The sequence below is a fragment of the Streptomyces sp. NPDC039424 genome (assembly GCF_055639495.1).
The window spans coordinates 105716-126425 of the sequence record NZ_JBVKAI010000018.1 but is presented as its reverse complement, the minus strand read 5'-3'; the positions used below and the strand labels follow the sequence as shown (position 1 = coordinate 126425).

Sequence of the window (20710 nt, the reverse complement as noted above, 5' to 3'; positions counted from 1 at the left end):
AGAGGTCCGAGGGGAATGACCCTGAGAGCTCGGGGCTCCGGGTCAGCACAGGGGAGGACAGGCCCCGGCGCCACAGAGCGCCGGGGCCATCCCCATGTCTGCGGCCACATCGTCCCCCGCCCCCCTCAGGTCATATGCCTCGCGGCACAGCCTGGCACGTGAAAAGTCAGCCCGCTGCGATTCGACGCAGTCGGTTCGGCCCTCGCCGCGTCAGCGCTTCGCGACGAACACGTGGGACGCCACATCCGCCTCCAGCTCGGCCGCCTCGCCGCCGCTGCCCACCAGCACACCGCCCGCCGACTCCGTCACGCTCACCACCGAACCGGGCTGCACGCCCGCCCGGCGCAGCGTGTACATGAGCTGCGCGTCCGTCTGGATGGGCTCGCCGATCCGGCGGACCACGACCGTCTTGCCGTCGGCACCCGGATCCAGGTCGGCCAGCGAGACCATGCCCTCGTCCAGGAACGGATCGGCATGGTCCTTCTCGCCCAGCTCCTCCAGACCCGGGATCGGGTTGCCGTACGGCGACTCGGTCGGGTGGCGCAGCAGCTCCAGCACGCGACGCTCCACGGCCTCGCTCATCACGTGCTCCCAGCGACACGCCTCCGCGTGCACCTGCTCCCACTCCAGGCCGATCACGTCGACCAGCAGACACTCCGCGAGCCGGTGCTTGCGCATCACCCGCGTGGCCAGCCGACGGCCCTCGTCCGTCAGCTCCAGATGCCGGTCGCTGGCCACGGCCACCAGGCCGTCGCGCTCCATCCGCGCCACCGTCTGACTCACCGTCGGCCCGCTCTGGTCGAGCCGCTCGGCGATCCGGGCGCGCATGGGGACCACGCCTTCCTCCTCGAGCTCGAGGATGGTGCGGAGATACATCTCCGTGGTGTCGATCAGTCCGGACATACGTGCCCCTCGATTGCTTCTGCCGGAAGCTCGCCGCTCTCCGGCGCGTGCGCTGGCCCTGGCTTCAATTCTGACGCATACCACTGACAACCGTGCCGTGCCGCCGAAACCACGCGGCGCCGACCCCGTATTGACAGCACACTGGTCCAGACCGCACGGTGATCCGCGACACAGACGCTGCGAAGGGGCACCGCATGAGCGACGGCACAGCCGCCGACCAGTTCTTCGACGCCGCCATCGGTCTGCTGCGGCGGGTCAGGGACGAGGAGTCGCAGGCCGTCAAGGCCGCCGGGACGCTCCTCGCCGACACCGTCGAGGCGGGCGGCCGGCTGTTCGCCTTCGGCGCCGGCCACTCCTCGCTCGCCGCACAGGACGTCGTCTACCGCGCGGGCGGACTCGCCCTGATGAACCTGCTCGCGGTCCCCGGCGTCGTCGGCGTCGACGTCGTCCCCGCCACCCTCGGCTCCGCCCTGGAACGCGTCGACGGCCTGGCCGCAGCCGTCCTGGACACCTCCCCGCTCCGCGCCGGCGACACCCTCGTCGTCATCTCGCTCTCCGGCCGCAACGCCCTCCCAGTGGAGATGGCGCGGGGCGCCCGCGCCCTCGGCGTCCACGTCATCGGCGTGACGTCCGTGGCCTACGCATCCGAGACGACGTCCCGGCACACCTCGGGAACCTTCCTGAAGGACAACTGCGACGTCGTCCTCGACTCCAAGATCGCGGTCGGCGACGCCGAGCTCACCCTCGACACCGTCCCCGCCCCCTTCGCCCCCGCCTCCACCGTCGTCACCGCCGCCCTCCTCCAGGCGGTCATGGCCACGGCAGCCGCCACCCTCGCCGACCGCGGCATCGAACCCCCGCTGCTGCGCTCCGGGAACGTCGACGGCGGCCACGAATGGAACGGCCGCGTCCTGGAGCAGTACCGCGACCGGATCTTCTACCGGCACTGAGCACCCCTCCCCGGGCTGCGGGGCTCACCCCTCCGCCGACGTCCCCGCCGCCCCCGGCTTCCCCGTCACTCCCGGCTCGCCCGCCAGATCCAGCGCCGAGGCGATCCGCACCGCCACGTCCTCCGCGTACGTCGCGTCCGACCGCTCGAAACGACTGCGGCCACCCCCGCGCAGAAACGTCACCACGCCCAGCGTCCGGCCCCGGCTGCGCAGCACCGCGCACAGGGCGTGCACGCTGTCCGCCGGCCACTGCCGGGCCAGCGCCCACTCCCTCGCCCGCTCGGCCGGCACGTCACCGGCGTCCGCGCGCACCGCCCCGGCCCGCTCCACGCACTGCAGCGCCGGATGCCCCTGCTCGTAGCGCACGGGCAGCCCGGCGGCGCCCGTCAGCAGGCTGGGACCGGGCGCCCCGGAGGGTGTCGCGGCGATCCGCACCAGCCGCACCGGACCGGACGCCTCCCCCTCCGCCACGGGAGCGCCCGCGAGCCGGTCGATCAGGGCATGGTCGGCGAACCCGGCCAGCGCGAAGTCCAAGTGGACGGTGGCCGCCTCCGCCGGGTCCTCGCACTCGGCCGCCGCCCGCGCCGCCCGGTGCAGCTGGTTGGTGCGGAAGCGCAGCAGCGCGGCCTCCTGCTCCCCCTGCTTGGCCTCGGTCACGTCCTGGAACATCCAGCTCACCCCGAGCGGCACCGGCTCCTCCGCGAGCGGCGAGGCCAGCCGCAGGAACCAGCTCCGCCAGCACCGCCGCTTCTCACCCTCCGGCGTCCGCACGCTCACCCACATCTCCGCGGGCGCCGGCGGCGCACCCTCGGCCAGTACGTGCGTGAGCGCGCCCTCCAGCTCCTCCACGCCCTGCGCCAGCAGCTCGCCCAGCGGCCGTCCCAGCACGGACGTACGCCCGATGCCCAGTGCGCGCGCCGCGTGCGCGTTGACGACGGCCGGCCGCAGATCGGCGTCGACCAGCACCACACCCCACGAAGCGTCCTCGAACAGCGCCTCGCTCAGCGCGATGGACCGCTCCAGGTCCATCTGCGCGTGCACCTCGCTGAACGCGCAGTACAGGCCCGCGGGCTTGCCGTCCGGCCCGGGCACCGCGGCGGACTGGGTCCGTACGAGGACCCGCCCGCCGTCCTTGGTGACCAGTGCGAACTCGTGCACCTGCCGCCCGGGCGCGTGCATCGCGGACAGCAGCCGCCCCTCGACCTCCTCCGCGTCGGCGGTGCGCACCGCCCAGCCCGCGAACCCCTTGCGTCCCACGGCCTCCGCGGCCGTCCAGCCGAGGATCCGCTCCGCCTCACGGTTCCAGTGCGTGACGATTCCGTCCGCGTCGAAGGCGCACAGGGCCGCGTCCATCCCGTCGAGGAGGGCGGCCAGCAGATCGGCGCCGTCCCGCTCGGGCTCGTCGGGCCCCAGCTCATCGGTGGTCCCACTACGCCGGGAAGCACTCACCTGGACCCCCTGCAGGCTGCGTCCGCGGTTACGGCACGACGGTTCGCTCACTCACCTTCATTCAACTCGAACGTGACGCAGCGCACACTTGGTTCCCGCAAGATTGTGGGAATCGTTGTAGATCAACCGCTCACTTCAAGAGTGCCCAGCCTGAGGTCGATCCACTCGTCGCTCCCGCCGTCCAGCACATACCGATCGATCTCCGCGAAGCCGCACTTCCCGGCGAACCGCACCCCGTCCTCGTTCGCGGCCAGTACACACGTCTCGACGGCCTTCGCCCCGAGCACGCGCGCGTGGGCCAGACCGTCCTCGTACAAGGCCCTGCCGTACCCCCGCCGCCGGTGCTCGGGCAGCACCCGCGCGATCACCGTGGCCACCCCGTCCTCGTCCCTCGGCGGCCGCACGGTGGAATTCCCGACGAGCACGTCCCCCACATACGCGTTCACCAGCCGATTGCGCCCCAGCCGCCCCCGCGCGTCCTCCAGCGACATGGCCGCGGGCGGCACGATCACGTTGTGCACGTGCCGCCACTGCTCCAGCCCGAGCTCGCTGCCCACGGGCTCGATCCGCAGCCCCCGCCGCCGCGCGTACACCTCGATCTCGACCTTCATCCGCGGATCCGACAGCCCGCACACCATCATCGTCGCCGCCGGCCGCACCTCCCCGAACGCCCGCCGCAACACCGGCCAGCACGGCTCGAAGTCCTCCCGCTCGGGCAGCAGATACCGCACCCGCACGACATCGGCGAGCGTGGCCCCGGCCTCCGCCAGCGCCGCCCGGATGTTCCGCAGACACTGCTCGGCCTGCTCGGCCACGTCGTCCGGGATGGTCATGGTGGCGTAGTCGAACCCGGTCGTCCCCGACACGTGCACCCAGTCACCGTCGACCACGGCCCGGGCGTAACCGATCTGCTCCTCGAACACCGAACCGCTGCGTATCGCGCGTCGCTCTGTCATGCGGGGAACGCTAGGTGAGCAGCGCAAACGTGTTCAACGAAAAAAAGCGGTTGATCCGGGGCCGAGCGGTTCTTAGTGTGTGGAGCACACGAGAAGGGAGGTGGTTCGGCAGATGTATGACAACCGGACGCGTGAGGTGGCTGCGGGCTAGGGCCCGTCACCACATCCAGTGCGGTGCCGGACCCGCACGTGACAAGTCGCGTGCAGCCGGCCCAATCTCAAGCAGTCACCCGACCCGCGAGCTCGCCGGTACGTCCGGCCGGCTCCCCCGCCCTGAGGCGGGGGAACCTGAGCTCGCGGGTCGTCTGCGTTTCACAGGCCTCAGGGGCTGAGCCGCTCCACCCGCCAGCTCCCGTCCGCCTCCGCCACGTACCGCAAACGGTCGTGCAGACGGTTCGCGCGGCCCTGCCAGAACTCCACCGACCGCGGGGCGACGCGGAAGCCGCCCCAGTTCGGGGGGACGGGGACCTGTTCGCCCTCGGGGTAGCGCGCGCTCAGGTCGGCGTAGGAGGCGTCCAGGTCGGTGCGGGAGGCGATGACCGAGGACTGGGCGCTGGCCCAGGCGCCGAGCTGGGAGCCGTGCGGGCGGGTACGGAAGTAGGCGGCCGTCTCGTCGCGGCCGGTGCGGCGGGCGGTGCCGGTCACGATGACCTGGCGGGCGATGGGGTGCCAGGGGAAGAGCAGCGAGACGTGCGGGTTCTCCGCGAGGTCGCGGGCCTTGCGGGAGTCGTAGTTGGTGAAGAAGACGAAGCCCTGGTGGTCGTACTGCTTCATCAGGACCGTGCGTGAGCTGGGGCGGCCGGCGGCGTCGGCAGTGCAGACGATCATGGCGTTCGGCTCGTGGAGCGTGCCCTGGAGGGTGGCCTGCGCGGCGTCCTCGAACCAGTGGGTGAACTGGTCCATGGGGTGCGGGGCCAGCTCGTGCTCGTCCAGGCCCTCCGCCCGGTACTGCTTGCGCATGGCGGCGGGATCGCGGAAGGTGTCACGGTCGGTCACGTCACGGTCGGTCACGCGGTCATCTTGCCGTATCCACCTACGGTGTTGTGTGGCACTGAGTGCCGTACGGTCTCCCCAACGGTGGCACTCGCGGATATCGTGCGAGTGGGACCGTGGAACCGTGGCGGCTCATGCGCCGCACACCTCACTAGGAGCCGCCTGATGTCCGACTTCGTACCCGGGCTCGAAGGAGTCGTCGCGTTCGAGACGGAGATCGCCGAACCGGACAAGGAGGGCGGCGCCCTGCGGTACCGGGGCGTCGACATCGAGGATCTGGTCGGCCACGTCTCGTTCGGGAACGTGTGGGGGCTGCTCGTCGACGGCGCCTTCAACCCCGGCCTGCCGCCCGCCGAGCCGTTCCCGATCCCCGTGCACTCCGGGGACATCCGCGTGGACGTGCAGTCGGCGCTCGCCATGCTCGCCCCCGTCTGGGGCCTGAAGCCGCTCCTGGACATCGACGCCGAGCAGGCCCGCGACGACCTCGCCCGCGCCGCCGTGATGGCCCTGTCGTACGTCGCCCAGTCGGCGCGCGGCCAGGGGCTGCCGATGGTGCCGCAGCGGGAGATCGACAAGGCGCACTCCGTCGTCGAGCGGTTCATGATCCGCTGGCGCGGGGAGCCGGACCCCAAGCACGTCGCCGCCGTCGACGCCTACTGGACCTCCGCCGCCGAGCACGGCATGAACGCCTCCACCTTCACCGCCCGCGTCATCGCCTCCACCGGCGCCGACGTGGCCGCCGCGCTCTCCGGCGCGGTGGGCGCCATGTCCGGGCCGCTGCACGGCGGTGCCCCCTCCCGGGTGCTGCACATGATCGAGGAGATCGAGCGGACCGGGGACGCGGAGGCGTACGTACGGCACGCCCTGGACCGGGGTGAGCGGCTGATGGGCTTCGGGCACCGGGTGTACCGGGCCGAGGACCCACGCGCGCGCGTGCTGCGCCGTACCGCCCGCGAGCTGGGCGCGCCGCGCTTCGAGATCGCGGAGGCGCTGGAGAAGGCGGCCCTGGAGGAGCTGCACAACCGGCGCCCGGACCGCGTGCTGGCCACGAACGTGGAGTTCTGGGCGGCGATCATCCTGGACTTCGCCGAGGTCCCGGCGCACATGTTCACGTCGATGTTCACCTGCGCCCGTACGGCGGGCTGGTCGGCGCACATCCTGGAGCAGAAGCGCACGGGACGGCTGGTGCGGCCGTCCGCGCGGTACATCGGCCCGGGTCCGCGCGGCCCCCAGCAGATCGAGGGCTACGCGGACATCGCGCGCTGAGGCCGGCCTTTTGGCGGGGTCACGCGGGGCTGAGCAGCTCCGCGTGGTGCCGCTCGGCGACCAGGGGGTGGGCCCGCAGTTTGCCCTTCAGCTCGTTGTAGCCGTATTCGGCGAACAGCGGGTTGGCCGGGTCGTCGGTGATGCCGGGCGCGGTGGAGGCGTGCGGGAAGGGCAGCGGCTCCACGCGCGCGTCCAGGCGCGGGTTGTAGAAGAACGGCACGGAGAAGCGTTCGGTGGCGCCGGGCGGGCTGACGACGCGGTGGTTGGTGGCGATCAGGTAGCCGTCGGTGGCGACCTCCAGCAGCTCGCCCAGGTTGACTACGAAGGCGCCCTCCAGCGGCGGCACGTCGTGGAACAGTCCGTCCTCGCGCTGCACCTGGAGTCCGCCGACGGTGTCCTGGAGCAGCAGGGTCAGGAAGCCGTAGTCCTTGTGCGCCCCGACGCCCTGGTCGGTGCCGTCGCCCGCGCTGCCCGGGTAGCGCACGAGCTTCAGGTGCGGGTGGGCGTGGTCGCCGAAGACCGGGTCGTAGAAGCCGGCGGGCGCGCCGATGGCGGTGAGCAGCTCGTGCAGCAGGCGCCGGGCGACACCGCTGAGCCGGTCGATCCAGGCGAGCGCGGCGCTGCGCAGTTCGGGCAGGGCGGCGGGCCACTGGTTGGGGCCCTGCAGCCACCAGTACGCGGGTTCGCCGGGCCCGGGGATCCGGGCTGGTCTCTCCGCCCCTATGTCGAGCTGGTCGCGCCAGTCGCGGGCGCCGGCGGTGCGCTCGTCGCCGGTGCGGGTGTAGCCCCGGAAGTGCGGTGAGCGGACGTTGTCGAGGGCGAGCCGCTCGGCCTCGGGCAGCGCGAAGAAGGCCCGCATGGCGCTGGTCAGCGCGTCGGTCTCGGCGCGGGTCACGCCGTGTCCGATGAGCTGGAAGAAGCCCACGTCGTGCGCGGCGCTGTGCAGCTGCGCGTGGAGCAGCGCACGGGCCTGGGGGCCGCGGTCGGCGGCGGAGAGGTCGATGATCGGCAGCTGGGCGTACGACGGGTTCGCCGTGGGGTGGGTCATGAGTGCGTCCGCAGGGTGTACGGGGGCACGGGCGGCCGCCGGGGTAGGGCGGAACCCCGGTGCCACGGAAGGATGGAGAAGGCAGGAAGGGGGCTGGATCGGGGTTCAGAGGGAACGCCGACAGCCCATGCTCGTGACGCGCACGTAGTCCACGTGCCGGCGTCGGACGAGCATCGGAAGCATGCGGACAGGGTACTGCTGTCAGCGCCCGGAACCAGTCCCCGCGTCCCCCCGGATCAGCCCAGCACCCCGTCCAGGATCTGCGCCCACTGCGCCACCACCCGTTCCCGCCGCGCCCGGTCGTCGGTGAGGAGGTTGGCGAGGCCCAGTCCGCGGGCCATGTCCAGGAGGCCCTGGACCGTTTCCCGTACGCCGGGGCGGGACTCGTCGGCGTCCAGGAGGTCGACCGCTATGCGGTGGGTCTCGCGGCCGACGTGGGCTTCGAGTTCGGTGACGCGGGGGCGGAGCTGGTCCTCGTCGGAGGCGGCGACCCAGAGGTGGAGGGCGGCGCGGAAGAGGGGGCCGGTGTAGAGGTCGACCAGGGCGGAGACGACGGCGCGGCGGTCGGTGGCGCCTTCGGGGAAGAGGGCGCGCAGGGCGGTGGAGCGTTCTTCGGCGACGTACTCGACGGCCGCGGTGAAGAGGTCCTCGCGGGTGCGGAAGTGGTGCTGGGCGGCGCCCCGGGAGACGCCGGCGCGTTCGGCGACGACGGCGACCGTGGAGCCGACCCAGCCGTATTCGGCGAGGCAGGCCACGGCGGCCTGGAGGAGCCGCTGCCGGGTGGCCCGGCTGCGGTCCTGTTTGGGGACGCGTTCGGCGCGCTCGACCTGCTCGTCCGTGCTCACAGCACCCATGAGGGATCCCGTCGTTCCAGGAAGGCCGTCATCCCCTCGCGGGCCTGTGCGGAGGAGAACAGCCGGGCCGAGAGCGCGGTCAGGTCGGCCGCGTCCCGGTCGAAGGTTTCCAGCACCCTAGCCGTGAGCAGTTGCTTCGTCTCCGCCAGGGCCTGGGGGTCGGCCCGGCGCAGTCCGTCCAGGATGGGGGCGAGTACGGCCTCCACGTCGTCGCCGGTGGCGGTGAGCAGGCCGATGCGGGCGGCCTCGGCCGCGTCGAGGCGTTCGCCGGTGAGGTAGTAGCGGGCGAGGGCGCGCGGGTCGGTGCGGGGCAGCAGGGGCAGGGAGATGACCGCGGGGGCGACGCCGATGCGCACTTCGGTGAACGCGAACGTGGCCTCGTGGGCGGCGGTCGCGATGTCGCAGGCGGCCAGCAGGCCGAGGCCGCCCGCGCGTACGTGCCCGGTGACCCGGGCCACGACCGGTTTGCGCAGTTCGACGATCTGTCGCAGCAGCCGGACCAGCGCGTCGGGGTGCGGGGGGTCGCGCAGGTCGGCGCCGGCGCAGAAGGTGTTGCCGGTGTGGGTGAGGACGGCCGCGCGGACGTCGTCGTCCTTCGCGCAGTCGGTCAGCGCGTTCGCCAGTTCGCCGACGAGCGCGGCGGACAGGGCGTTGCGGGTGCCGGTGGAGTCCAGGCTGAGTGTCTCGATGCCTCGCGCGCGGGTGCGGCCTATCAGTGTCATGGCCGCTCCCTCAGTTCCCGGCGCAGGATCTTGCCCGAGGCGGCCCGGGGCACCCCGTCGATGAAGGTGACCCGGCGGACCCGTTTGTAGGGGGCGACGCGTTCGGCGACGTACATCATGACCTCCCCTTCGGTGAGGCCGGGCGCGGTCGGCCGGCGGACCACGTAGGCGTGCGGGATCTCGTTGCCGTCGTCATCGGGGGCGCCGACGACGGCCGCGTCCGTGATGTCCGGGTGGGTCAGGAGCAGGGCTTCCAGTTCGGCCGGGGCGACCTGGAAGCCCTTGTACTTGATGAGTTCCTTGACGCGGTCGACGACGAACAGCCAGCCGCCCGCGTCGACGTGGCCGACGTCTCCGGTGTGCAGCCAGCCGTCGCGGTCGATCATGGCGGCGGTGGCGTCGGGCCGGCCCAGGTAGCCCTTCATCACCTGGGGTCCCCGGATGAGGATCTCACCGGGCTCGCCGATGCCGAGGTCCTTGTCGGGGTCGTCGAGGGAGACGATCCGCATCTCGGTGCCGGCGATGAGCCTGCCGACGGTGCCGGGGGGCGCGTCCCGCATGGCGTCCAGGGGGACGATGTGTGTGCCGGGGGACAGTTCGGTCATGCCGTAGGCCTGGCCGACCGGTGGCAGGCCGAGGCGCTGTGAGCAGGCGGCGGCGAGGGCCGCGTCCAGGGGTGCGGCGGCGCTGATGATGTATTTCAGCGAGGACAGGTCGTACCGGGCGACGGCGGGGTGCTTGGCGAGGGCGAGCACGATCGGCGGGGCCACGTAGAGGCCGGTGATGCGGTGGTCCTGGATGGCCGCGAGGAAGGACTCCAGTTCGAAGCGGGGCAGGACGACGACGGTGGCGCCCTTGCGCAGGGGCGCGTTCATCAGGGCGGTCAGCCCGTAGATGTGGAAGAAGGGCAGTACGGCGAGGATGCGGTCGCCTGGTCCGGCGGGGAGGGCGGGTTCGAGCTGGGCGAGGTTGGTGGCGATCTGGCGGTGGGTGAGCATCACGCCCTTGGGGATGCCGGTGGTGCCGGAGGAGTACGGCAAGGCCGCCACGTCCTGTGCCGGGTCGATGGCGATCACCGGCTCGGGCGCGCTGGTGGCGAGCATGTCGATGAGCGAGCGGTGTCCGGTCGCGCTGTCGCAGACGAATATCTCCTTCACGCCGCCCGCGAGTTCGGCGGCCCGGCGGGCGGTCTCCAGCAGCGGTGAGACGGTGACGATCCAGTCGGTGCCGGAGTCCCGCAGCTGTTTGGCGAACTCCTCGGCCGTGACGAGCGGGTGCACGGTGGTGACGACGGCACCCGCGCGCGTGGCGGCGTAGAAGGCGGTCGGGAAGGCGATGGTGTTCGGGCTGTGCAGGGCGAGTACGTCGCCCTTGCGCACGCCCGCGTCGGCGAACGCGGCGGCCAGGCGCCGGTGGAAGCGGTCCACTTGTTCGTACGTGAGGGTGGTGCCGTCGGTCCCGTCGACGAGGGCGGGCAGGTCGCCGAAGCCGGCGGCATGGCCCAGGACGGCCTCGTGGATGGGGAGTTCGACGGCCGGGACGTCTGCGTACTCGCTGCGGAACACGGTTCCTCCTCGCACGGCGGCGGGTGGTCAGTACGACTTGGGCAGGCCCAGGGTCTGGTGGGAGACGTAGTTCAGAATCATCTCCCGGCTCACCGGAGCAATACGAGCCACGCGTGCCGCGGTTATCAACGAGGCGAGCCCGAATTCCCGGGTGAGGCCGTTCCCGCCGAGGGTGTGCACGGCCTGGTCGACCGCCTTCACGCAGGCCTCCCCGGCCGCGTACTTGGCCATGTTGGCGGCCTCGCCCGCGCCGGCGTCGTCCCCGGTGTCGTAGAGGTGGGCGGCTTTCTGCGTCATCAGGCGAGCCAGTTCCAGGTCGATGTGCGCCTGTGCGAGGGGGTGGGCGATGGCCTGGTGGGCGCCGATGGGGGTCTTCCAGACGGTGCGGTCACGGGCGTACTCGACGGCGCGGGCGAGCGCGTACCGCCCCATGCCGATCGCGAAGGCGGCCGTCATGATCCGCTCCGGGTTGAGCCCGGCGAACAGCTGCAGCAGCCCCGCGTCCTCGTCGCCGACCAGTGCCTCGGCGGGCAGCCGTACGTCGTCCAGGACCAGCTCGAACTGCTTCTCTGCGGCCTGCAGCTCCATGTCGATGGGGCGGCGCGTGAAGCCCTCGGCGTCGCGGGGGACGATGAACAGACAGGGTTTGAGGGTGCCGGTACGAGCGTCCTCGGTGCGGCCGACGATCAAGACCGCGTCCGCCTTGTCGACGCCGGAGATGAACACCTTGCGGCCGGTGAGCAGCCAGTCGGCGCCGTCGCGGCGGGCGGTGGTGGTGATGCGGTGGGAGTTGGATCCGGCGTCGGGTTCGGTGATGCCGAAGGCCATCGTGCGGGTGCCGTCCGCGATGCCGGGGAGCCAGGTCTGCTTCTGCCGCTCGGTGCCGAAGCGGGCGATGACGTTTCCGCAGATGGCCGGTGAGACGACGAGCATGAGGAGCGGGCAGCCGGCGGCGCCGAGCTCTTCGAGGACGATGGAGAGTTCGGTGATGCCGCCGCCTCCGCCTCCGTGCTCCTCGGGGAGGTTCACGCCGAGGTAGCCGAGCTTTCCGGCTTCGGACCAGAGTGCGTCGGGGTGGCCGCCTTCGGCGACGACCCGGGTGATGTAGTCACGGCCGTAGCGCCCCCCGAGGGCGGCGACGGCGGCTCGCAGGGCCTTGTGCTCTTCGGTTTCCAGGGTGGTGCTCACTGATTCCGAACCTCCTCCGGTGCGGCCTGTACGACGGCGAGCAGCGCGCCGACCTCGACCTGCCGGCCGGGCGTGGCGTGCAGGGCCGTGAGCGTCCCGGTGGCCGGTGCGGTGATGTGGTGCTGCATCTTCATCGCCTCCAGCCAGATCAGGGGCTCTCCGGCCCGTACGGCAACTCCCTCGGCCAGTCCTTCGGCGACGCGGACGACCGTGCCGGGCATGGGGGCGAGGAGGGAGCCGGGGGCGTGGTGGGTGGTGGGGTCGGGGAAACGGGGGAGGGCGGTGAGGGCGCCGGCGTTGACGTACACCTGGTCGTCGCCGTACCGGGCCACCTCGAACTTCCGCCGTACTCCGTCGACTTCGAGTACGACCAGACCGGCGTCCGCGTGCAGGACCCGCACCCCGTCCGCCGTCAGGCCCTCCCGTGTGTGCCGGTAGTGGACCTCGTGCTCCTCGCCCGCCGTGAGATAGCGCTTGGTCTGCGGCTGTGAGGGCAGGTTGCGCCAGCCGCCGAAGCGGGAGCGGCCGTGGGCGTCGGCGAGGGCGGCGGCCAGGGGCGCGTACGGGTCGGGGGCCGGGCGGGTGAGGTCGGTGAGGTGGCGGTCGTAGAAGCCGGTGTCCATGCGGGCCGACGTGAACTCCGGGTGCCGCAGGGAGCGGACGAGGAGGTCGCGGTTGGTGACCGGGCCGTGGACGGCCGCCCGGTCGAGGGCGCCGGCGAGGGTGCGGACCGCCTCCGCGCGGGTGGGGGCGTGGGCGACGGCCTTGGCGAGCATCGGGTCGTAGTGGACGCCGATCGTGTCGCCGTCGGTGTAGCCGGTGTCGAGGCGGACGCCGTCGGGTACGGCGAGGCGGTGCAGGGTGCCGGTCTGCGGGGCCCAGTCGCGGGCGGGGTCCTCGGCGTAGAGGCGGGCCTCGATCGCGTGGCCGTGCGCGCGTGGGGGCTCGGTGGCGAGGGCGTGGCCCTCGGCGACACGGATCTGCAGGGCGACCAGGTCGATGCCGAAGACGGCCTCGGTGACGGGGTGTTCGACCTGGAGGCGGGTGTTCATCTCCAGGAAGTGCGCCTTGCCGTCGGCGACCAGGAACTCGACGGTTCCGGCGCCGGTGTAGGAGACGGATCGGGCGGCGCGCTCGGCCATCCTGTACAGCTCGCGGGTGAGCCGGGAATCCAGGCCCGGTGCGGGGGCCTCCTCGATCACCTTCTGGTGGCGGCGCTGGAGGGAGCAGTCGCGGGTGCCGAGCGTCCACACCGTGCCGTGCGTGTCGGCGAGGACCTGCACCTCCACATGGCGGCCGTTGTCCACATAGGGCTCGACGAAGACCTCACCGTCGCCGAAGGCGCTCGCCGCCTCCGCGCGCGCGGCGGCCAGTTCCGCGTCCAGGTCCGCGAGCCGCCGTACGACCCGCATCCCGCGCCCGCCGCCACCCGCCGCCGCCTTGACCAGCACCGGCAGGTCGGCGTCGGTGACCTCCCCCAGGGGCGCGAGGCCCATCAGTTCCTTGGCGCGGGTCTTGGACGCCATGGCCTCGATGGCCTCCGGCGGCGGGCCGATCCAGACCAGGCCCGCGTCCAGGACGGCGCGCGCGAAGTCGGCGTTCTCGGAGAGGAACCCGTACCCCGGGTGCACGGCGTCGGCGCCGGCCGCCACGGCGGCCTTCACGATCAGGTCGCCGCGCAGATACGTCTCGGCGGGCGCCGCTCCCGGCAGCCGTACGGCCGTGTCGGCCACGCGCGCGTGCAGGGCGTTCTCGTCGGCGTCCGAGTACACGGCGACCGTTCGGATGCCCAACTCCCGGCAGGTGCGGAAGACACGGCAGGCGATCTCGCCCCGGTTGGCGACGAGGAGCGTCGAAATCACCGGGTCGGTCGCTGGGGCGGTCACTGAGTCGATCACTGGGTTCCTCACATCCGGAAGACGCCGAACCCACCCCGCGCGCCCTCGTAGGGCGCCGTGTGGATCGCGGACAGGCAGAGGCCGAGGACGGTGCGGGTGTCGCGCGGGTCGATGACGCCGTCGTCGTACAGCCGCCCGGACAGGAACATCGGCAGCGACTCGGACTCGATCTGCTGCTCCACCATGGCGCGCAGGGCCGCGTCGGCGTCCTCGTCGTACGGCTGCCCCTTCGCGGCGGCCGACTGGCGGGCGACGATGGACAGCACGCCCGCGAGCTGCTGCGGGCCCATGACGGCCGACTTGGCGCTGGGCCAGGCGAAGAGGAAGCGCGGGTCGTAGGCGCGCCCGCACATGCCGTAGTGCCCGGCGCCGTACGAGGCCCCCATCAGCACGGAGAGATGGGGGACGCGGGAGTTGGAGACCGCGTTGATCATCATCGCGCCGTGCTTGATGATCCCGCCCTGCTCGTACTCCCGGCCGACCATGTAGCCGGTGGTGTTGTGCAGGAACAGCAGCGGGATGTCCCGCTGGTTGGCCAGCTGGATGAACTGGGCGGCCTTCTGCGACTCCTCGCTGAACAGCACGCCGCGCGCGTTGGCCAGGATGCCGACGGGGTAGCCGTGCAGCGCCGCCCAGCCGGTCGTCAGGCTCGTCCCGTACAGCGGCTTGAACTCGTCGAAGTCGGAGCCGTCGACGAGCCGGGCGACGACCTCGCGCGGATCGAAGGGGGTCTTGAGGTCGCCCGGGACGATGCCCAGCAGCTCCTCGGGGTCGTACTCGGGCGGCTCGGCGGGCCCGGGATCGGGCTGTGCCTTGCGGTGGTTGAGCCGGGCGACGACACGCCGGGCCTGGCGGAGCGCGTCGGGTTCGTCCACGGCGAGGTGGTCGGCCAGTCCCGACACGCGCGCGTGCATCTCCGCGCCGCCCAGGGACTCGTCGTCGCTCTCCTCCCCGGTCGCCATCTTCACCAGCGGCGGGCCGCCGAGGAACACCTTCGCCCGCTCCTTGACCATGATCACGTGGTCGGACATGCCGGGGATGTAGGCACCACCGGCGGTGGAATTGCCGAAGACGACGGCGACGGTGGGGATCCCGGCGGCGGAGAGGCGCGTGAGGTCGCGGAAGATCGCGCCGCCGGGGATGAAGATCTCCTTCTGGGAGGGCAGATCGGCGCCCCCGGACTCGACCAGGCTGATGCAGGGGAGCCGGTTGGCGAGCGCGATGTCGTTGGCGCGCAGGGCCTTCTTCAGGCTCCAGGGGTTGCTGGCGCCGCCGCGCACGGTCGGATCGTTGGCGGTGATCAGGCATTCCACCCCCTCGACGATCCCGATGCCGGTGACGAGGGAGGCGCCGACGGCGTAGTCGCTCCCCCACGCGGCCAGCGGCGACAGCTCCAGGAACGGCGTGTCCGGGTCCAGGAGCAGCTCGATCCGCTCCCGGGCGAGCAGCTTGCCGCGCCCCCGGTGCCGCTGCACGTACTTCTCGCCGCCGCCCGCGAGGGCCTTGGCGTGCTCTGCGTCCAGATCGGCGAGCTTGGCGAGCATGGCCTCGCGGTTCGCCGTGTAGTCGGGGTTGTCGGTGTCCAGGGCGGACGGGATGACCGTCACAGCAAGCCCTCCGGGATGTCCAGGTGCCGGGAGCGCAGCCACTCGCCGAGCGCCTTGGCCTGCGGATCGAAACGGTGCTGGGCGGCGACGCCCTCGCCGAGGAGTCCCTCGACGACGAAGTTCAGCGCGCGCAGACGGGGGAGCACGTGCCGGGTGACGGGCAGATCGCGGCTCTCGGGGATCAGCTCCCGGAACCGGTCGACCGTGAGCGTGTGCGCCAGCCAGCGCCAGGCGTCGTCCGTGCGCACCCACAGGCCGACGTTGGCGTTGCCGCCCTTGTCTCCGCTGCGGGCGCCGGCGACCTGCCCGAGGGGGGCGCGTCGGGTGGGGCTCGGTGGGAGGGGGGCAGGTGGGGGCGGGTGCGGTACGTCTTCGAGTACGAGGGTGTCGTGGGGCGGGGGCACAGGGACCCGGCGGCCGTCGTGGAGGACGGCCACATGGTCGACGGCGCCATGGGGGACGTACACATCCTCGAAGACCCCATACGGGGCGCCCTTTCCGGGTGGCGCGAGCACATGGAAGCCGGGGTAGCTGGCGAGGGCGAGCTCGATGGCGGCTCCGCTGAATGTCCGCCCGACGACCGCCTGGTCCGGGTCCCGTACGACGAGGCGGAGCAGCGCGCTGGCCGTCTCCTCGGTGTCGGCGTCAGGCCGGTCGGTGCGGACGAGATCCCACCGCACCTCGCCGGGCGGCGACTTGGCGAGCGCGTCGGTCATCTGCGCCCGCACGAGCTCGGCCTTGGCCTCGACATCGAGTCCCGTGAGCACGAAGACGACCTCGTTGCGGAAGCCGCCGAGCCGGTTGCGGCCGACCTTGAGGGCCGGGGGCGGGGCCTCCCCGCGCACGCCCTCGACACGGACGCGGTCGGGGCCGTCCTGGGTGAGCCGTACGGTGTCCAGCCGGGCGGTGACGTCGGGTCCCGCGTACCGGGCGCCGCCCGTCTCGTACAACAGCTGGGCGGTGACCGTGCCGACGTCGACGAAGCCGCCCGTGCCCGGGTGCTTGGTGATGACGCTGGTGCCGTCCGCGTGGATCTCGGCGAGCGGGAAACCGGGGCGGCGGACGTCCTTCCGGCCGTCCTGGAAGAAGGCGTAGTTCCCGCCGGTTGCCTGCGCCCCGCACTCCAGCACGTGTCCGGCGACCACGGCGCCCGCGAGACGGTCGTACTCCCCTGGCCCCCAGCCGAAGTGGGCGGCGGCGGGCCCGGTGACCAGCGCCGCGTCCGTCACCCGCCCGGTCACCACGATGTCCGCGCCCTCGCGCAGACAGGCGGCGATACCGAACCCGCCGAGGTAGGCGTGGGCGGCGAGGCTGCCCGGGTGGGCGGCGGTGAGGTCGTCGCCCTCGACGTGCGCGACACGGGCCGGGATGCCGAGCCGGTCGGCCAACGTCCGTATCACGTCCGCGAGTCCGGCCGGGTTGAGGCCGCCCGCGTTGGTGACGATCCGCACCCCACGCTCGTGGGCCAGGCCGAGGCAGTCCTCGAGCTGGCGGAGGAAGGTGCGGGCGTATCCGGCGGCGGGGTCCTTCAGGCGGTCCCGGCCGAGGATGAGCATGGTCAGCTCGGCGAGGTAGTCGCCGGTCAGGACGTCCACCTCACCGCCGGTGAGCATCTCGCGCAGGCCGTCGAAGCGGTCGCCGTAGAACCCGGAGAAGTTGCCGACACGCAGGGTCACTCCGCTGTTCCCTTCGGCGCGCGGCCCGTTCCGGGCGGGCCCGCGAAGGCCTGGGCGATGTCCAGCCAGCGGTCGGCCTCCGGCCCTTCGGCGTGCAGGGTGAGGTCGGCCCGGTGGGCGCGCTGGGTGACCAGGAGGCAGAAGTCGAGGGCCGGGCCGGTGACGCGTTGCGGGGCGTCTTCGGGGCCGTACGTCCAGGAGTCGCCCTCGCCTGAGGGCGGGGTCAGATCCACGCGGATGGCGTCCGCGGGAGGTGCGGGCAGCCCATGGATTCCGAACGCGAAGTCCCGTGCGCGCACACCGATGCGGACCACATGCTTCAGACGGTCGGTGGGGGTGCGGGCCACACCCAGGGTGTCGGCCACGTCCTGGCCGTGGGCCCAGGTCTCCATGAGCCTGCCGGTCGCCATGGAGGCGGCGGACATGGGCGGGCCGTACCAGGGGAAGCGGGCCCCGGGTCGCGCTTGGCGGAGGGTCCGGTCAAGGACGGTACGGCCCTCCCGCCACCGCTTCAGCAGCTCGGCGGGCGGGAGCCGCACCCACCCCTCCGCCGCCTCGTCCACGAACGACTCCGGTGCGGTGAGGGCCTTCTCCACCAGCACCCGGAAGGCATCCTCGTCCGTGGCCGCGAGCAGGGCGGAGTGATCCGTCCAGCTCAGATGGGCGATCTGGTGAGCGATGGTCCAGCGCGGTGCGGGGGTCGCGAGCGCCCACTGCTCTGGGCTCAACCCGGCCACCAGCCGGTCGAGTTCCTCGCTCTCCTCACGCAGGTCGTCGAACACGCGTGTCGGATCGGACATGGGGGGAGCATGGCAGCGGTGCCAGAAACAATCAAGCGTGCTTGCATTAATTAGTTTTCCACAACCTCAACACGCATGGCGCCCGCTTGGCTACTCTCGGTGATTGGAGGTGGTTGGTATGCGAAGCCGTGAACTGGACCCCAGCGCATCGCCCTTGGACTACTACGGCTACGAGCTGCGCCGCGCCCGGGAGGCGGCGGGACTCACCCTGGCGCAGCTCGGCTCGGTCCTCTTCTGTACCGGGTCACTGATCGGCCAGATCGAGACAGCCAGCAGAGTGCCGCAGAGAGACTTCTCCGAGCGGCTGGACGCGGCACTCAACACCGGCGGCGCATTTACACGGCTGGTCGGCTTGGTGTTGCGGAGCCAGTTGCCGAGTTGGTTCCAGCCGTTCGCCGAACTGGAGGCGCGGGCGACCGACATCGCCACCTACCAGACGCAGGTGATCTACGGCCTCCTCCAGACGCCCGAGTACGCACGCGCGGTGTTGACAGCAGGGTGGGCGGACAATCTTGAGGACCAGGTGCTGGCTCGGATGGATCGTCAGCGGATCTTCGCTCGGGACAAGCCGCCGCTGGCATGGGTGGTACTCGACGAGGCCGTACTGCACAGGCCGTTCGGAGGCCGTGAGGTCATGCACGCGCAACTCGGACACCTGTTGAGCCTCCAGGACCGGCGGGAGCTGCGTGTGCAGGTACTGCCGTTCGGGGTCGGCCAACACCCGGCGACGGTGGGGTCGTTCACCGTCTTGCGCTTCGACGATCATCCTTCGGTCACATACTCCGAGAACTACGCCTCGGGGTATATGACCGCAGATCCAGACATCGTCAGGGACTGTTCGCATCGTTACGATCATCTTCAGGCCGCAGCCCTCTCCGTGGAGGACTCGGCCGCGCTGATCGCCCGTCTACGGGAGGAACGCTATGCAGAACCAGACCCCGCCCGAAGTCCCGTGGCGTAAGTCGTCGTACAGCGGGGGCACCGGAGGAGAATGTGTCGAGGTCGCCGACCTCGCCCCCCACATAGCCATCCGCGACTCCAAGGCCCCCGGCGCCGGGATCCTCACCGTCACTGCAGGCGCGTTCGCCGTCTTCGTGCGTCACACCGCCTCGACCGGCGGATAGACCGGCGCCCACATCACCGCCCGTACCGCCGCGTGGACGTCCTCAAGGCGGGCCCGTGCGACGTCGTCCTCCGCCGCGGCCGTGGCCACCGCCGCGGCGACGGCGGCGGAGGTGGCGCGCAGGTCGTGGACGGGGGGCAGTACGGGCGCGCCCGGGTCGGTCACATCGGTCCGTCGGGCGACCGCGTCGGCCGCGGCCCGCAGCATGCGGTCGGTGACGTGGGAGGCCTGGGCGACGATGGCGCCAAGGCCGAGGCCGGGGAAGATCAGGGCGTTGTTGGCCTGGCCGATCTGGTACGTGGTGCCGTTGTGCTCCACCGGGTCGAAGGGGCTGCCGGTCGCGACCAGGGCCTTGCCGTCGGTCCAGGCGATCAGGTCGGCGGGCTTGGCCTCGGAGAGGTCGGTCGGGTTGGAGAGGGGGAGGATGATCGGGCGCGGGGTGTGCTGGGCCATGTCGCGGACGATCGACTCGGTGAAGGCGCCGCCCTGGCCGGAGGTGCCGATGAGGATGGTCGGGTGGGTCCGGCGGACGACCTCGTCGAGCGGGATGCCGGGCAGGTCGTCGTCGCGCCGCCAGTCGGAGACCTCGTCGGCGGGGCGGGCGTAGGGCACCTGGAAGTCGCGGAGCTTGTCGCCCTGGTCGTCGGTGAGGAGGCCGTAGCGGTCGACGCACCAGAAGCGGGCGGTGGCCTCGTCGGCGGAGAGGCCTTCGGCGACGAGGGCGTCATGGAGCTGGTCGGCGATACCGATGCCGGCGCTGCCCGCGCCGAGGACGACGATGCGGTGCTCGCGCAGGGGCAGGCCGCTGGCGTTGGCGCCGGAGAGGACGGCGGCGAGGTTGACGGCGCCGGTGCCCTGGATGTCGTCGTTGAAGGTGAAGACGTGGTCGCGGTAGTGGTTGAGGATGCGACGGGCGTTGGCGGGGCCGAAGTCCTCCCAGTGCAGCAGGGCGCGGGGGAAGAGCTTGCTCGCGGTGGTGACGTAGGCGTCGATGAAGGCGTCGTAGGTGTCGCGGTCGACGCGGGGGTGGCGGTTGCCGAGGTAGAGGGGGTTGTCGAGGAGTTCCTGGCGGTTGGTGCCGACGTCGAGCATGACGGGGAGGGTGCGGCGCGGGTCGACGCCGGCGGCGGCCGTGTAGACGGCGAGCTTGCCGACGGCGATGTCGATGCCGCCGACACCCCAGTCGCCGATGCCGAGGATGCCCTCGCCGTCGGTGGCGACGATCAGGTCGACGTCGTCGGCGCCGAGGCCCGCCGCGCGCAGGGAGCGTTCGATGTCGTCGGGGGCGTCGACGGAGAGGTACACCCCGCGGGGGCGCCGGTACTCGTAGCTGTAGCGCTTGATGGCGGTGCCCACGGTGGGGGTGTAGACGATCGGGAGCATCTCCTTGAGATGGTCGCCGACGAGCCGGTAGAACAGCACCTCGTTCCGGTCGTGCAGGGCGGTCAGGTAGACGCTCTTGGCCAGGTCGTTGGGCTGCTCGCGGAACTGGGCGTAGGCGCGGTCGGCCTGTTCGTCCTGGGTGAGGACGCGGGGCGGTATCAGGCCCACGAGGTCAAGGTCCCGGCGCTCCTCCTCGGTGAACGCGGTGCCCCGGTTGAGCCGGGGGTCGGCCAGGACGGTCCGGCCACGGGTCGTGATCTTCAGGGGTTTGTGCGTGGTGTCCCGCTCGGTCGTCATGGGGCCTCCTGACGGAAGGTGTGCGCCGATAC

The 20710-nt window shown here is 71.9% G+C and carries 18 protein-coding genes; 4 read left to right on the top strand and 14 right to left on the bottom strand.

Going from position 1 to position 20710, the window contains the following annotated elements:
- Positions 1-210 precede the first annotated feature (210 nt).
- Positions 211-903 (bottom strand): metal-dependent transcriptional regulator, encoded by a 693-nt coding sequence (locus ACZ7L0_RS33845; RefSeq protein ID WP_471246359.1) that lies wholly within the window; start codon positions 901-903, stop codon positions 211-213.
- Positions 904-1097: 194 nt separating this feature from the next.
- Between ACZ7L0_RS33845 and ACZ7L0_RS33840 the strand changes: the two genes are divergently transcribed.
- Positions 1098-1853, top strand: a complete 756-nt coding sequence (locus ACZ7L0_RS33840) for an SIS domain-containing protein (RefSeq protein WP_471246358.1) — start codon at positions 1098-1100, stop codon at positions 1851-1853.
- A 24-nt stretch (positions 1854-1877) separates the two neighbouring features.
- Here the strand turns inward: ACZ7L0_RS33840 and ACZ7L0_RS33835 are convergent, their stop codons facing one another.
- From ACZ7L0_RS33835 to pdxH, 3 genes are all read right to left on the bottom strand, one after another.
- A complete protein-coding gene (locus ACZ7L0_RS33835) occupies positions 1878-3302 on the bottom strand; it encodes a PAS domain-containing protein (protein ID WP_471246357.1) in 1425 nt (474 codons plus the stop codon).
- A gap of 122 nt (positions 3303-3424) precedes the next feature.
- Positions 3425-4258, bottom strand: a complete 834-nt coding sequence (locus tag ACZ7L0_RS33830; protein ID WP_471246356.1) for a GNAT family N-acetyltransferase — start codon at positions 4256-4258, stop codon at positions 3425-3427.
- Positions 4259-4579: 321 nt separating this feature from the next.
- Positions 4580-5254, bottom strand: coding sequence for a pyridoxamine 5'-phosphate oxidase (gene pdxH / locus ACZ7L0_RS33825; protein ID WP_471246410.1), 675 nt, complete (start codon positions 5252-5254; stop codon positions 4580-4582).
- Positions 5255-5416: 162 nt separating this feature from the next.
- Here pdxH and ACZ7L0_RS33820 point away from each other — a divergent pair, with 162 nt between their 5' ends.
- Entirely contained in the window at positions 5417-6517 is a 1101-nt protein-coding gene (locus tag ACZ7L0_RS33820) for a citrate synthase 2 (protein ID WP_471246355.1), read from the top strand.
- A gap of 19 nt (positions 6518-6536) precedes the next feature.
- Here the strand turns inward: ACZ7L0_RS33820 and ACZ7L0_RS33815 are convergent, their stop codons facing one another.
- From ACZ7L0_RS33815 to ACZ7L0_RS33775, 9 genes are all read right to left on the bottom strand, one after another.
- Entirely contained in the window at positions 6537-7565 is a 1029-nt protein-coding gene (locus ACZ7L0_RS33815; RefSeq protein ID WP_471246354.1) for an isopenicillin N synthase family dioxygenase, read from the bottom strand.
- A gap of 236 nt (positions 7566-7801) precedes the next feature.
- On the bottom strand, positions 7802-8419 hold the full coding sequence (locus ACZ7L0_RS33810) for a TetR/AcrR family transcriptional regulator (RefSeq protein ID WP_471246353.1): 618 nt from the start codon (positions 8417-8419) through the stop codon (positions 7802-7804).
- On the bottom strand, positions 8407-9141 hold the full coding sequence (locus ACZ7L0_RS33805; RefSeq protein ID WP_471246352.1) for an enoyl-CoA hydratase family protein: 735 nt from the start codon (positions 9139-9141) through the stop codon (positions 8407-8409). The genes ACZ7L0_RS33810 and ACZ7L0_RS33805 overlap by 13 nt, the downstream gene beginning before the upstream one ends.
- Positions 9138-10706, bottom strand: a complete 1569-nt coding sequence (locus ACZ7L0_RS33800; protein ID WP_471246351.1) for a 4-coumarate--CoA ligase family protein — start codon at positions 10704-10706, stop codon at positions 9138-9140. Before ACZ7L0_RS33800 ends, ACZ7L0_RS33805 begins: the two co-directional genes overlap by 4 nt.
- Positions 10707-10733: 27 nt before the next feature.
- Complete coding sequence (locus ACZ7L0_RS33795; protein ID WP_471246350.1) at positions 10734-11894, bottom strand: acyl-CoA dehydrogenase family protein; 1161 nt, start codon at positions 11892-11894, stop codon at positions 10734-10736.
- On the bottom strand, positions 11891-13756 hold the full coding sequence (locus ACZ7L0_RS33790) for an acetyl/propionyl/methylcrotonyl-CoA carboxylase subunit alpha (RefSeq protein ID WP_471246409.1): 1866 nt from the start codon (positions 13754-13756) through the stop codon (positions 11891-11893). Before ACZ7L0_RS33790 ends, ACZ7L0_RS33795 begins: the two co-directional genes overlap by 4 nt.
- A gap of 44 nt (positions 13757-13800) precedes the next feature.
- The gene (locus tag ACZ7L0_RS33785; protein ID WP_471246349.1) at positions 13801-15399 is read right to left on the bottom strand and encodes an acyl-CoA carboxylase subunit beta; all 1599 of its coding nucleotides are present in this window, start codon (positions 15397-15399) and stop codon (positions 13801-13803) included.
- Entirely contained in the window at positions 15396-17075 is a 1680-nt protein-coding gene (locus ACZ7L0_RS33780) for an acyclic terpene utilization AtuA family protein (protein WP_471246348.1), read from the bottom strand. The genes ACZ7L0_RS33785 and ACZ7L0_RS33780 overlap by 4 nt, the downstream gene beginning before the upstream one ends.
- Positions 17072-17875 carry a TIGR03084 family metal-binding protein gene (locus ACZ7L0_RS33775; RefSeq protein WP_471246347.1) on the bottom strand — a complete coding sequence of 268 codons (804 nt, stop codon included), beginning with the start codon at positions 17873-17875 and terminating at the stop codon, positions 17072-17074. The genes ACZ7L0_RS33780 and ACZ7L0_RS33775 overlap by 4 nt, the downstream gene beginning before the upstream one ends.
- A gap of 118 nt (positions 17876-17993) precedes the next feature.
- Here ACZ7L0_RS33775 and ACZ7L0_RS33770 point away from each other — a divergent pair, with 118 nt between their 5' ends.
- Together ACZ7L0_RS33770 and ACZ7L0_RS33765 are read left to right on the top strand one after the other, a co-directional pair.
- On the top strand, positions 17994-18836 hold the full coding sequence (locus ACZ7L0_RS33770; protein WP_471246346.1) for a helix-turn-helix domain-containing protein: 843 nt from the start codon (positions 17994-17996) through the stop codon (positions 18834-18836).
- Positions 18799-18999: a DUF397 domain-containing protein gene (locus ACZ7L0_RS33765; RefSeq protein WP_471246345.1), complete on the top strand. Its 201-nt coding sequence runs from the start codon at positions 18799-18801 to the stop codon at positions 18997-18999. Before ACZ7L0_RS33770 ends, ACZ7L0_RS33765 begins: the two co-directional genes overlap by 38 nt.
- Here the strand turns inward: ACZ7L0_RS33765 and ACZ7L0_RS33760 are convergent.
- Entirely contained in the window at positions 18975-20678 is a 1704-nt protein-coding gene (locus ACZ7L0_RS33760) for an NAD-dependent malic enzyme (protein WP_471246344.1), read from the bottom strand. The genes ACZ7L0_RS33765 and ACZ7L0_RS33760 overlap by 25 nt on opposite strands.
- Positions 20679-20710 lie beyond the last annotated feature (32 nt).

What these genes read in the sequence shown, in the direction of transcription:
- ACZ7L0_RS33845 (WP_471246359.1), bottom strand. Translation starts at nt 903, where the DNA reads ATGTCCGGACTGATCGACACCACGGAGATGTATCTCCGCACCATCCTC.
- ACZ7L0_RS33760 (WP_471246344.1), bottom strand. Translation starts at nt 20,678, where the DNA reads ATGACGACCGAGCGGGACACCACGCACAAACCCCTGAAGATCACGACC.
- ACZ7L0_RS33805 (WP_471246352.1), bottom strand. Translation starts at nt 9,141, where the DNA reads ATGACACTGATAGGCCGCACCCGCGCGCGAGGCATCGAGACACTCAGC.
- ACZ7L0_RS33830 (WP_471246356.1), bottom strand. Translation starts at nt 4,258, where the DNA reads ATGACAGAGCGACGCGCGATACGCAGCGGTTCGGTGTTCGAGGAGCAG.
- ACZ7L0_RS33840 (WP_471246358.1), top strand. Translation starts at nt 1,098, where the DNA reads ATGAGCGACGGCACAGCCGCCGACCAGTTCTTCGACGCCGCCATCGGT.
- ACZ7L0_RS33765 (WP_471246345.1), top strand. Translation starts at nt 18,799, where the DNA reads ATGCAGAACCAGACCCCGCCCGAAGTCCCGTGGCGTAAGTCGTCGTAC.
- ACZ7L0_RS33775 (WP_471246347.1), bottom strand. Translation starts at nt 17,875, where the DNA reads ATGTCCGATCCGACACGCGTGTTCGACGACCTGCGTGAGGAGAGCGAG.
- ACZ7L0_RS33815 (WP_471246354.1), bottom strand. Translation starts at nt 7,565, where the DNA reads ATGACCCACCCCACGGCGAACCCGTCGTACGCCCAGCTGCCGATCATC.
- ACZ7L0_RS33820 (WP_471246355.1), top strand. Translation starts at nt 5,417, where the DNA reads ATGTCCGACTTCGTACCCGGGCTCGAAGGAGTCGTCGCGTTCGAGACG.
- ACZ7L0_RS33810 (WP_471246353.1), bottom strand. Translation starts at nt 8,419, where the DNA reads ATGGGTGCTGTGAGCACGGACGAGCAGGTCGAGCGCGCCGAACGCGTC.
- ACZ7L0_RS33770 (WP_471246346.1), top strand. Translation starts at nt 17,994, where the DNA reads ATGCGAAGCCGTGAACTGGACCCCAGCGCATCGCCCTTGGACTACTAC.